This window comes from Methylocystis parvus (assembly GCF_049675845.1).
Classification (GTDB): domain Bacteria; phylum Pseudomonadota; class Alphaproteobacteria; order Rhizobiales; family Beijerinckiaceae; genus Methylocystis; species Methylocystis parvus_A.
In genome coordinates this window covers 244,702-256,769 of record NZ_CP187161.1, presented here as the reverse complement: position 1 = coordinate 256,769, position 12,068 = coordinate 244,702, and the positions used below count along the sequence as shown (strand labels likewise).

At 63.0% G+C, this 12,068-nt stretch carries 11 protein-coding genes; 6 read left to right on the top strand and 5 right to left on the bottom strand.

Going from position 1 to position 12,068, the window contains the following annotated elements:
• Nucleotides 1-46: 46 nt before the first annotated feature.
• Nucleotides 47-1,258: an NADP-dependent isocitrate dehydrogenase gene (locus ACPFMJ_RS01440; RefSeq protein ID WP_424362118.1), complete on the bottom strand. Its 1,212-nt coding sequence runs from the start codon at nt 1,256-1,258 to the stop codon at nt 47-49.
• Between the two features lie 269 nt (nt 1,259-1,527).
• Between ACPFMJ_RS01440 and ACPFMJ_RS01435 the strand changes: the two genes are divergently transcribed.
• Nucleotides 1,528-2,856, top strand: coding sequence for a TadE/TadG family type IV pilus assembly protein (locus ACPFMJ_RS01435; RefSeq protein WP_424362117.1), 1,329 nt, complete (start codon nt 1,528-1,530; stop codon nt 2,854-2,856).
• A 27-nt stretch (nt 2,857-2,883) separates the two neighbouring features.
• Here the strand turns inward: ACPFMJ_RS01435 and ACPFMJ_RS01430 are convergent, their stop codons facing one another.
• Complete coding sequence (locus ACPFMJ_RS01430) at nt 2,884-3,420, bottom strand: TetR/AcrR family transcriptional regulator (protein WP_424362116.1); 537 nt, start codon at nt 3,418-3,420, stop codon at nt 2,884-2,886.
• Nucleotides 3,421-3,550: 130 nt separating this feature from the next.
• Here ACPFMJ_RS01430 and ACPFMJ_RS01425 point away from each other — a divergent pair, with 130 nt between their 5' ends.
• The 5 genes from ACPFMJ_RS01425 (at nt 3,551) to ACPFMJ_RS01405 (ending at nt 9,453) form a co-directional block, all read left to right on the top strand.
• Nucleotides 3,551-4,015, top strand: a complete 465-nt coding sequence (locus ACPFMJ_RS01425; protein WP_424362115.1) for a copper uptake system-associated protein — start codon at nt 3,551-3,553, stop codon at nt 4,013-4,015.
• A gap of 15 nt (nt 4,016-4,030) precedes the next feature.
• Nucleotides 4,031-4,594 (top strand): hypothetical protein, encoded by a 564-nt coding sequence (locus ACPFMJ_RS01420; protein WP_424362114.1) that lies wholly within the window; start codon nt 4,031-4,033, stop codon nt 4,592-4,594.
• An 82-nt stretch (nt 4,595-4,676) separates the two neighbouring features.
• Entirely contained in the window at nt 4,677-7,055 is a 2,379-nt protein-coding gene (locus ACPFMJ_RS01415; protein WP_424362113.1) for a TonB-dependent receptor family protein, read from the top strand.
• A 111-nt stretch (nt 7,056-7,166) separates the two neighbouring features.
• A complete protein-coding gene (locus ACPFMJ_RS01410; protein ID WP_424362112.1) occupies nt 7,167-8,558 on the top strand; it encodes a hypothetical protein in 1,392 nt (463 codons plus the stop codon).
• A 61-nt stretch (nt 8,559-8,619) separates the two neighbouring features.
• Nucleotides 8,620-9,453: an RNA methyltransferase gene (locus ACPFMJ_RS01405; protein WP_424362111.1), complete on the top strand. Its 834-nt coding sequence runs from the start codon at nt 8,620-8,622 to the stop codon at nt 9,451-9,453.
• Between the two features lie 65 nt (nt 9,454-9,518).
• Here ACPFMJ_RS01405 and ACPFMJ_RS01400 read toward each other — a convergent pair whose 3' ends face one another.
• From ACPFMJ_RS01400 to ACPFMJ_RS01390, 3 genes are all read right to left on the bottom strand, one after another.
• The gene (locus ACPFMJ_RS01400; RefSeq protein WP_424362110.1) at nt 9,519-10,448 is read right to left on the bottom strand and encodes a hypothetical protein; all 930 of its coding nucleotides are present in this window, start codon (nt 10,446-10,448) and stop codon (nt 9,519-9,521) included.
• 47 nt (nt 10,449-10,495) lie between these two features.
• Nucleotides 10,496-11,425 (bottom strand): hypothetical protein, encoded by a 930-nt coding sequence (locus tag ACPFMJ_RS01395; protein ID WP_424362109.1) that lies wholly within the window; start codon nt 11,423-11,425, stop codon nt 10,496-10,498.
• A 168-nt stretch (nt 11,426-11,593) separates the two neighbouring features.
• Nucleotides 11,594-12,004: a nuclear transport factor 2 family protein gene (locus ACPFMJ_RS01390; protein WP_424362108.1), complete on the bottom strand. Its 411-nt coding sequence runs from the start codon at nt 12,002-12,004 to the stop codon at nt 11,594-11,596.
• Nucleotides 12,005-12,068: the final 64 nt, after the last annotated feature.

Genomic DNA, 12,068 nt, shown 5'->3' with positions numbered 1-12,068 from the left:
CGAGGATCGCCGCGGGTTTGCATTCTCCAGAAGCGCCAAAGCGGCCCTATCCCATCGCCTTGCGCAGATTCTCATCGACCTTGTCGAGGAATCCCGTCGTCGACAGCCACTTCTGGTGATGGCCGACGAGCAGCGCGAGATCTTTGGTCATGTAGCCGGCCTCGACCGTCTTCACGCAGACATCTTCAAGCGTCTTCGAGAAGCGCGCCAGTTCCTCATTGCCGTCGAGCTTGGCGCGATGGGCGAGGCCGCGCGTCCAGGCGAAAATCGAGGCGATGGAGTTGGTCGAGGTTTCGTGGCCCTTCTGATGCTCGCGATAATGGCGCGTCACAGTGCCATGGGCGGCTTCGGCTTCGACCGTTTTGCCGTCCGGGGTCATCAGCACGCTCGTCATGAGGCCGAGAGAACCGAAGCCCTGCGCGACGATGTCGGACTGAACGTCGCCGTCATAGTTTTTGCAGGCCCAGATGTAGCCGCCCGACCATTTCAGCGCGGAGGCGACCATGTCGTCGATGAGACGATGCTCATACCAAAGGCCGAGCGCCTCGAACTGCGACTTGAACTCCTTCTCGTAGACATCGGCGAAGATGTCCTTGAAGCGACCGTCATAGGCCTTGAGGATCGTGTTCTTGGTCGAGAGATAGACCGGGAATTTGCGCTGCACGCCGTAATTGAAGGAGGCGCGGGCGAATTCATAGATCGAGTCGTCGAGATTGTACATCGCCAGCGCCACGCCGGCGCCGGGGAACTTGAAGACTTCCTTCTCGATCACCTGCCCATCTTCGCCCTCGAACTTGATCGTCAGGCGGCCCTTTCCGGGCGCCTTGAAGTCGGTCGCCTTGTACTGATCGCCGAAGGCGTGGCGGCCGACGACGATGGGCTGCGTCCAGTGCGGCACGAGGCGCGGCACATTGGAGCAGATGATGGGCTCGCGGAAAATCACGCCGCCAAGGATGTTGCGGATCGTGCCGTTCGGCGATTTCCACATTTCCTTGAGGTTGAATTCCTGAACGCGCGCTTCATCGGGCGTGATCGTGGCGCATTTTACGCCGACGCCATGTTGCTTGATGGCGTTCGCCGCGTCGACCGTCACCTGATCGTTGGTGGCGTCGCGATTCTGGATGGAGAGGTCGTAATAGAGCAGATCGATATCGAGATAGGGCCGGATCAGCTTGTCCTTGATGAAGGCCCAGATGATGCGGGTCATTTCGTCGCCGTCGAGTTCGACGACAGGATTGGCCACCTTGATCTTCTGCATGTTTTAACGATCCTCAAGCTGCGCGCGCCTTATAGCCCCGCCCCAGCGCCAGGGAAAGCGCCGCCAGGGACCATGTTTCGGCGTCGAAAACGCAACGAAAAAAACCCGCGGCTGTTCTCCCCGATTTTGGGCCTCACGGAGAAGCGGCCTCGAAGGCCTGCCGGCCAAGCATCAACGGCGCCATTCCCTGAAAGCGGCAATAAAAACGAAAGGAACGCAAGCTTAGAAGTAGGCTGTTTTGGAAATCGCTACAGAGGGTTGACCGTCCAATGGGCAAAGGCCCCGTCTTCCGCGGCTCGGACTTCGCCGACAATGAAAGCGGCTCCATCGCCCTCATTTTCGGCCTCGTGATGATCCCGGTTTTCGTGATCATGGGGACGGCGCTGGACTATACGCGCGCCGCGACGATGCGCACCCGTCTCGACCGCCTTTCGGACCGCGCCGCGCTCGCGGCGGTGAAGGCCGCGGCGCAAAAAGAGGCGGACTGCATCCTCGCAAAGTCCGTCACCGGCGCCTGCGCGCAGGCCCAGATCCAGAAGCTCGGCGAAGCCGCGGGAACGCAATACATCCTCGCAGACGCCGCCTTTCAAACCTATGGCAAGGCCAAGAGCCTGACGCTCGTCAAAAACGACGCCTCCTGGTCGGCCACGGTGACCTATAAGGGCGAGATGCCGGCCGCCATGAGCAAGCTCATGGGCTTTACGTCGATCCCCGTGAAAGGGTCCGTGACCTCGAACATTTCAATGGGGAGCCAACTTTACCTGAACGTTCGCATGCTCCTCGACAATTCCATGTCGATGGGCATCGGCGCGACGACCAGCGATATTGCGCGCATGACATCGCTGACGGGCTGCGCCTTCGGCTGCCACACGACCGCCGACGCCGCGACCTATTATGACGGCCCCAAGGCTCAGGGCATCCGCTTCCGCATCGACGATCTGCGCGACGCGACCACCGCGCTTGTCGCCACGGCGAAATCCGTGACCGCCGCCAATGCCCGCAATCACATCAAGATGGCGGCCTACGCCTTCGACCACACATTCAACCCGCTCATCGCCCTGACCAGCGATCTCAACGCGGTCGGCGCCGCTGTCCAGTCGCTGGATCTGCCGACCGCCGACGACGGAACGCAGGCCGCTGACGCCATCGCCCGGCTCAGCGACCAAACGCCCGCAAGCGGAGACGGACTCGCGCCCGACCGGCCGCAGGAAGTCGTCTTCATCGTCACGGACGGGGTGGAGAACGGCATCTATACGGGCTGGGAAGGCATGAGCCTGCCGACGGGCCTGCCGCTTTCCTGGTGGTCTCCGTCCATCACCAAGGCCAATACCGGCGCCTTTCCCGTCGGCCCCTGCGCCGCGCTCAAGCAGAAGGACACGATCGTCGCCGTCGTCTACACGACCTATGTGCCCTTCGTCGGCACGGAGCAATATGACAGGCTCATCGGCCCCTTCGCGGACAATATCGAGCCAAATCTGAAAGCCTGCGCGACCGATGGCTATTTTTACGTCGCCTCCAATCCGGGCGATATTCAGAAAGGGATGCAGCAGCTCTTCAGCAAGGCTATGGCGGCGACGGCGCTACGGCTGACGCAGTAGGAGGAGCGCACGGCGGGTCGGCTTGGCTCATCGGCATGTCGGCCGCTCCAGACCGAAAGTCTTTGCGATTTTTTCCGCATTTGCGTCCTTGGCTGCGCCAGAATCGAGAAGCATGCGCAGCCCCATCCCCCGCAAAGCGTCGATGAAAGCCGTAATCGCCGGATCGTCGCTGGAGCGCCCGAATTGAAGGGCGACTCTGTCCGAGAGTCCTTTCGCATGCTGCGCGAGGATCGGACGCAGATCCTCCTCCTCGCTCGCTTCGAGGACGATGCCCAAAAAGAAGCGCATTCGTTCGCGGTCGAACATGAGCGCCTCGAGCGCGCGCATGGCGTCGTCGAACGTCTCGACGCCGCCCTTGCGTCGGGTCTTCTTCGCCCGAACATGCGAGGCCTGTAGCAGCGCGACGAAGAGGTCGGCTTTGCGCGGAAAATAATATGTCAGATGCGACTGGCGAACGCCCGCCGCCGCCGCGACGCGCGGCTGGGTCAGCGCCTTGACCCCCTGCTCTTCGACAATCCGAAGCGCCGCCTCCAGAATACGGTCTTTTACGGTCGCCGAATTCAAAGCCGGGCCCCCACTATCCCCGGCCAAGGTCGTAGCAAAATCGCCCGCGAACGCAAATGCCCGGACGCTTGCAGGCGTGATGTTGGTAGGCTACCAATACGCCCTCGATTTTCGATCCTGCCGAGGGCGCATGAAACCGTCGATCCGTCTGTCTTTCTTCCTGAGCGCAGTTCAGCTTTGGGTTTCCACGCCGGCTTTTGCGGCGAATGACCAGGAAGCCGTGCGCGACCTTCTCCTGAAAACGTTCGACAAGCCCGAAGCGCGGCTGACCGTCGACCCCATTGTCGTCGACGGCGACGTGGCCATCGCGGGATGGGTTCAGGGCGATCTGGGCGGCCGCGCGTTTCTGCGACGCAAGGGCGATGCCTGGTCGATCGACCTCTGCGCCGGCGACGCGCTTAAAGAAAGCCAGTCACTGGAAAAACTTGGACTTCAGAAACCCCGTGCGGACTCGCTCGCCGCCGCCGTGCGGACCGCCGAGAAAAGCCTCAACCCCGCTGTCCTGGCGAAATTCTCCCGCTTCGACGGGATCTTCGCCGTCGATGAGAATGGCGGCCATACCGCCGCCGACCCACACCACCGCCCTATTCGCTGACGCAGCGGCTCGCAATTGTTGCGCTTTGACAACAGCGCCGGCGAAACCTCGGTCTGGCCGGGTCTTGGCGCACAACGCCGCTTGCCGGCCACATCTTGGTCAGTTACCAATAAACAACGATTGGATTCGCGCGGTCGCCTGACGTGCAACCGCACAGAAAGACAGAAGATGCGTTTCGGAGATTTCCTTCCCGACCGCTGCACGGCCGCCGTCAAGCGGATGGCCGTGATTGTCTTCGTCGTTCTGCTGCAATGGAATGTCGTCGCCGCCGCGAGCGAAGGCGGCCAATTCAGCGGCGAAGCGTGGATGTCGGCCCAAGGATCGCCTCTGGATAAATGCAGCGGCGCCGGCGCTCACGACGCGCCTGCCGGGCGCCATTGCCGGCATGTTCAATGCTGCGTTCTCGGCCCTGCAGACGACGAGTGGCTCGGACGCGCGATCGTCAGCGTGCTTGTCGTCGCGGATGCGCTGTACCCGAGCGACCGGGTAGCACGACCTTTCCGCAGGACAGAGCAGCCGATAAAGGCGATCAGCGCCTTTAGGGTTGGCTCCCCAAGATCGCCGCCAGCCGCCGCCTGACCCGTTTCGGCCTCGCGCCGCCAACCCCCTTCTGTTTCACTCCTAGAACGGACGACGCCACGCGTCTCCGCGGGAGACCGTCATGTCTCGCCTTTACGTTCACAAGGGCGCCAGCGCGCTCACGCTTGCACTCGCGCTCGCCGCTTCCGGTGCGCTGGCGCAGCAGAATTTGCCCACCATCGAAATCGGACAGGCTCAGCGGTCGCAGCCGGCAGGCGCCCGCACAGGCGGCGGCGGCAGGGCGACCGCCCCGACCGGCGCCGCGTCGGCGACCGCGCCCGCGCGCCCGATAGAGGCAGGATCGCTCACCGTTCCTTCCGTCGCGCAGCTGCGCCGCGAACTGAACCAGAATGTGGGCTCCGTCGCCTTCGTCGACGCCAACACGCCCGAGATCAAGACGCGCTATGTGCATGACCTGCGCGATGCGCTCAAGGACGTGCCCGGCGTCTATGTCGAGACCCGCTACGGTCAGGAGCTGCGTCTGTCGATCCGCGGCTCGAACCTCACCCGCGACTATCACTTGCGCGGGCTGGAGCTGCTACAGGATGGCATCCCGATGAATTTCGCCGACGGCAGCGGCGACATGTATCAGATCGACCCGAGCTATTTCCGAGCCATCGAGGTTTTCAGGGGCGGAAACGGGCTCGCCTACGGCTCGTCGACGCTCGGCGGCGCCGTCAATTTCATCTCGCCGACGGCCTATACGGCGCTCAGCCCCAATCTGTTTGCGCTCGATGTCGGCGCCTTCGGAACGATCCGCGGTCAGGCGCAGGCGTCCCGCGTCTTCGGGGATTTCGACGCCCTGATCAACGGCACGTTCACGCATTCGGACGGCTATCGCGGCCATTCGACGACGGACTACACGCAGATCAACGGCAATGTCGGCTACCGCTTCTCGAAAGATCTGGAGACGCGCTTCTATTTCGGCGCCTACGATACCTGGCAGCAATTGCCGGGGACTCTGGAGCTCGGCGTCGCGCGCCAATATCCGACGATCGCCATGGCGCCCTATCCGGCGCAGTTCGGCATAGACGGCTTCGGCGCCAATCAGGCCCGCAACGTTCAGAACTTCCGCATTTCGAACAAGACGACCATCGACACCGGTTTCGGCAAGCTCGACCTGAACGCCTGGTATATCCACAACTACCTCTATCACCCCATCTTCGTGGTCATCGAGCAAAGCCAGGACAATTGGGGCTTTGCGCCGCGCTTCACCTCGACCTTCGACGTCGCCGGCCACCGTAACGATCTGATCGCCGGCGGCCGCGCCTGGGGCGGCGACGGCAGCGACAGGTGGTTCACGAACTACAACGGGATGAAGCTCAATCCTTTCGGCTTGAGCCCCTTGAGCTTCATCTCCCAGTTCGGCCCGCTCTATGCCTTCTTCCTGAATCCGGGCGGCCTTTACATTCCCGTCGGAGCGGATCCCAATATCCGCAACAACCGAATGAATGCGCTGAACCTCGAGGCCTATTTCGAGAACCGCTTCTACGTCGTCCCCAGCCTCGCCTTCATGTTCGGCGCGAAATATATCAGCGACCAGCGCAACTATTCGATCCTCGGCGGCATCCCCTTCGAGCCCATCCCTGGCTACGACTCGAAGACCTATCACGGGATCAACCCCAAGGTCGGCGTCATGTTCGAGCCGTCGCCCGACATGCAGTTCTTCGCGGACATGACCGGAAGCCGCGACGTGCCGGACTTTATCGATCTCACCCAAGGCGCCTTCCCCCCGCCCTTCGGCGGGATCAACTCCAACGGGACGATCGGCACGCAATTCATCCCCCTCGCAGCTCAGAAGGCGTGGACGGGCGAAATCGGCTCGCGCGGCAAATGGGACCGCTATTCCTGGGACATCACCTACTACTTTTCTTCGCTTTCGGACGAGTTGCTGAAATTCAATCCGGCCCCGGGAACCGGCATCCCTTCGACGACTTTCAACGCCAGGCACACCATCCATCAGGGCGTCGAGTTCGGGGCCGGCGTCGACCTGCTACGCGACCTGACGGGTCCGGGCGCGGGCGACGTTCTGAAGCTGACGCAGATCTGGAACTGGAACGACTTCCGCTTCGATGGCGACGCGCTTTACGGCAACAATCCGCTTCCGGGCATACCGCGCCACGTCCTGCGCACGACTCTCGGCTACAGCCGGCCGGACGGCGTCTATTTCGCGCCGTCGGTGGATTGGGTTCCCGAAGGAACCTATGTCGACTACGCTCATACGCTGCAAAGTCCGGGCTACGTCCTGATCGGGCTGCAGGCGGGCATGAAGATGCCTTATGGCCTCAGCTTCTATCTGGACGCGCGAAACCTGACCGACCGTCACTACATCAGCGACGTCACCACGGTCGCGAACGCCTACAACCCGCCGGCAAATGGCGGATGGCCCGTCGGCAATCCGCGCGCCTTCTATCCCGGCAATGGACGGGCGATCTATACAGGGTTGAAGTGGGCCTTCTGACACTTTGCGGCATGAGTAATCGGCCGGGCGGCGCGCCCGGCCGATTTCGTTTACGGGACGTTATCGGCGCGTCACTACCGTCGCGCCGGTACCGCGCACGGAACGCCCCGGATGCTCGCTTCGCTGCTTCTATTCCTTCTCTATTCGATCCCGCCGCTCGGCGGTTGGCTGCTCTGCTTTCGCGCGCCGCTGGGGCGGCGGCGCTTCCAGCGCAGCCTGCATATTCCGGCCCCCGTAAACGCTGTCTGGGCCGCGCTCGATCCGCGCGGTCCGTATGGCGGGTGGAGTTTTCTTTACGAGGTGCGTCGGGCGGAGCCGATCTCGCAATCGCCGCTTGTTCTTCGCCTCGACCGGCGCCCGCGCCATAGCAGCGCCGCGTTCGAGCGCATCGAGGAAGAATGCTCGGTGGACGAAGCCAATCGCCGCATCCTCCGCAAGACGCGCATAGCGGGCGGGTCGAGTTGCGAGGTTACGCTTGCCGATCATGGCGCAGGCGCGACCGTCTCCGTCCATTACGAGACGGGCATCACCGGCTTGCTCGCCTATGAACTGACGCGCCTTGCGCTCGCGCGCGACCTCGGCGCGTTTGAAGACGCCGTGCTGGGCCGCGACGCGAAGGAGGCGCCGCGCTTCCGCTTTTCCGGCTGGCGTCTCGCGCTGTTCGGCGTCGTCAGCGGCGTCGTCATGATCCTGCTGATCCTCGCCCCGGCTTTCTATGTCGCGCTCAGGTCGGTGGATGTTTCAATCGGCGGCCTGCTCGCCGACCCGCCGGCTCTCGCTTTCGTGCTGGCGCTCGCTCTGGGGGCCGCCCTTTTCCTGGCGACGCTGCTGATCGCCGCGACGCTCGTCCACGAAATGGGCCATGCGCTGGCGCTCGCCGCCTTCGGCCATCGCGGCGTGACGGTGAGCCTCATTCCCTTCGGGGGCGGGGTCGCCTTCGGCTCGCGCGCTTATGAAAGCGCGTTCGAGGCGGGCGCCGTCAGCTTGGCCGGGCCGGCGCTCTCGGCGCTCGTCGCCCTGGCGCTGATGCCGGATTCCGAAAGGCTCTCGGCGCTGATGCAGGGCCTCCTCGGCCAGCAGCCGCAATTCATCCCGGCGCTGATCGCCGTCTCGGGCGCGACCTTTGTCTTGCTGACGCTTCTCGTCAACATTCCCAACATCCTGCCATGGACGGGCTCGGACGGGTCACTCGCGCTCGGCGCCGTCTTCCGCTGCGGCCGCACGCGACAGATCGCGGCTGGCCTGTTCGCGGCGGTGCTGGCCTTCGTCTTCGCCGGCGTCGACGACCTCCTGCCCTTCGGCCTCATGTTTCTCGCGTTGAGCTGGCACAACCGCAAACGGCCCGAGGCCCCCGCCGCCGACGCGCCCGCTCCCTGGCGCAGCCTCGCCGTCGCTGGGGCGCTGGCGCTGGTCGTCGGGCTCTACGCGCATGAGGCGGCGGCGCTGCGGCGGGTCGAATGGCTTCCGCCGGGACAGGCTCCTTCGGCGCCGGATCGCGCCTGACCCCTTTCCCCGCGCGCCGCTTTTCGCCTATTTAGCGACTTCTTTGCCAGAGGACGCGCAATTGGTCGGAGCGGGAACGGATCACACGAAGGAGGCGCTCACGGGCGGGCCGGCCATCATTCTGGTGCGCCCGCAGCTCGCCGTGAATATCGGCATGTGCGCCCGCGCCATGGCGAATTTCGGCCTCTCGGACCTTCGCCTCGTCTCGCCGCGCGAGGGCTGGCCGCGCACGGGCGCCTATCGCAAGGGCGCCTATGCCGCCGCCGCCGGCGCGACGCATCTTCTGGAGCAGGCCAAGCTCTATGACAGCGTGCGCGAGGCGATTGCGGATCTCAATTTCGTCTACGCCGCCACCGCGCGCGGACGCGGCCAGATGAAGGACGTCGTCCCGCCCGCCAAGGCGCTCACCGACACCGCCGCGCGCCACAAGGCGGGCGAGACGCATGGCTTCCTCTTCGGCCCCGAGCGCACCGGCCTCGACAATGACGATGTGGCGCTCGCCGATGCGATCCTCACCTTCCCGGTCAATCCCGCCTACGCCTCGCTCAATCTCGCGCAGTCGGTGCTGCTCGTCGGCTATGAGTGGTTCCGCGCCGCCCATGGCGACGCCCTGCCCTATGAGCTGGAGGAGCGCTCGCCGCCAGCGACGCGCGAAATGACCATGGCCTTTTTCGATTTCCTCGATGAGGAGCTCGACAAGCGCGGCTTCTTCCGCCCGCTCGACAAGAAGCCTGTCATGTCGCGCAATCTGCGCAACATGTTCCACCGCATGAGCCTCACCCAGCAGGACGTGCGCACCCTCTGGGGCATGGTGGTGCGGCTGGTGGAAGGACCGCGCCGCGATCCGAAGAAAGTGTGGCGGCGCAAGACGGCGCCGGAAGAAACGGAAGGCTGACGCCGACGCCTCATTCGCCAGCGTCAAATCGCGCTTTCATTTGCAGCCGCAGTTCTGCCCCCGCGTCACTTTAGAGAAGCCGGCGTGAGCGTGCTCGAGTTCCTGATATCGTTGTTTCCGTAACTCTTGATGACGGCCGCGCCGTTGGAGAAGGCGTCGACGGTCTTGTTGTTCGTCAGCGCCGAGAAGGAAAGATCGATTTCGGCTTGACTGGTGGCGGCGGCTCCATAGTCATTCTGGCTCGCATTGATGCGCGCCGCTGCGACGACAGCGAGGTTCCCGAACGTGAAGAGTCCGAAATCGTTGTGCGTCAGCACGCTGTCCGCGATGGAGATTTTGATCGGGCCGTTGTTCGCGGACTGAGCGAAGAGGCCGTTTGGATTCTTTGTGATCGTCACATTGCTGATGAGGCCCGAGACGGCAGCGAACGGGTTTGGTTGGACATTGACGCCCGCGTAGGAATTTCCCGTGATCAGCGAGTCGGTCAGCGAGAAATCGACGGCTCCGCTGATAGGCTGCACATCGACGCCGGCGGACGTCGAGCTATGGCGGAAGCTCTTGATGTTGCAATTGGCGATCACAAGCTTGCCGACGGACCTCGCTCTAATTCCCGTCTCGCCGGTTCCCGAGCCCTCCAGCGTCAGTCCTTTGATGAGCACGACATCCGAAGCTCCAGCCTGAATGAGGATCGCCGCATCTGGCGGACCGAAAATCCCGCCAATGCCTGCGCTTTGATTGATGATCGCGATCGACTTGCTGATCGTGAGCGGTCCATATCCCCCCGCGTCACGCACGGCGATCGTGCCGCCCGCGACGACAACATTGTCAAGCGCATATTGAAACGTCCTGCAGGGATTCGTGACCGCGCCGCAGCCTGCAGCGTCGTTTCCAAATTGTTTGGAGACCCACGCCACCGGCGATGTTGGGACAGCAAGGGAAGCGGATGGCGCGAGGGCGAGCAGCATTGCGCCGAAGAGTTGAGATTTGCGGGTCATGGGGATGCCTCTTTGTTCGATTGATCGCATTACGACGAGAATGAAAATTATTTGTAGGAAATCGAGCCGAGCGCCTGGTTGGTCGTTCCGACCTCATTGTCTCCAAAGCTCTTGACCGAAGCGCCGGCGAACCCAATTGAGATGTCCGTTAACGTGTTCTGGATCACGCGTGAGCGCGACAGGGTTGCCGATATGCCGTCGGTGATGAAGACTCCAGTTTTATTGCCCTTGGACTCCAGCCTGACGGCGCTGATCGATCCTGCGGACCCGCCTCCAAAAACGCCATAATCGTTTCGCGTTGTGACGGTGTCCTCGATGGAGAGTTGCGGCGTTGCCGGTCCGGAGTTCAGACCGATTCCCTCCGATGAGCCGCTGACAAATACATTCTTGATCACGCCTTTGATGGATACTGGTGAGCCGGCGTTAATTCCAATGCCGACCGTGCCGTCGTCCACGATGAAAGAGTCCGTCACCGTGAAAGCGGTTGCGTTCGTTGGCGAAATCAGGATGCCGGCGCCACCGACAACGCTAAATCCTTTCACCGTGCAGTTGGCGACGGTTAATTCGCCCACCGAGGTGGCAAGAATCCCAGCGGTTCCGGTTCCGGCGCCCTCTAACGTCATCCCTTTGATGACAACGACATCCGTCGAGCCTGCTTGTATGTCGATCGCCACGCCAGGGGGGCCAAAAATGCCGGCGACCACGCCGCTCTCATTGATGATCGAGATCGAGTGGTTGATGACGAGCGGCCCATATCCCCCCGCGTCGCGCACAGCGATCGTTCCGCCGGTCGCCACAGCGTTGTCAAAAGCAAATTGGAGCGTCTTGCAGGGATTCGTCACCGCGCCGCAGCCGGGAACGTCTTGGCCAAATTGCTTGGAGACCCAGCCCACCGGCGAAGTTCCCGCGGCGGAGGTCGCGGATGGCGCGAGGCCGAGCAGGAATACGGCGCTGAAGATTTTCGTTCGGACAAACATAGTTAAAACCCCGTTAAAAACTTCCCGCGGCCAAGCTGCCATGATTTAGACAAAATTACCACACGCTTAAGTTGCCGCCAGCTATGGATTTCGGCCGCGCGAAAGGAAACGCGGCGGGCGGGAGCCCGAGCGGGACAAGCGGCAAGGTTCCGAGGCTTGCAGCGCAGCCTAATGGAAGGACGGCTTCGCTTCCTTGGGCGGCTCTTTCTTCCGAGGCGGGGGCGCGGCGATCGGGCTGGCCTGATGATGCAAGAGCCGCCAATCGCCGTCGACGAAGCGGAACCAGTTCGTCGCCAGCAGCAACCCGCCGCCAACCGTTTCCACGCAGAAGACGCGCCCGTCCAAGCCGTCGATCAGGACCAGCTCCTCCTCGGCGCTGATCGCCTCCTGCGACGGATTACGGAAAATATCGCGATAGGAGCCGAGCACTGGCGTCCGGCCGATGAGCGCGACGGGCCAGCCGGGATGCAGGCAGGAAACGCCGTCCTCCGCCCAGATCTTCTCCATCGCGCCAAGATCGCGCGCGGAAAAGGCGCGGTAATAGGCTGCGTTGGCGGCGAGCAGACTCTCTTCGTCCATGCGCCGAGAGTGGTGCATTCGCCACAGCAAGGCAATAGGCTGGCGCCTTATCTGCACACCGAGC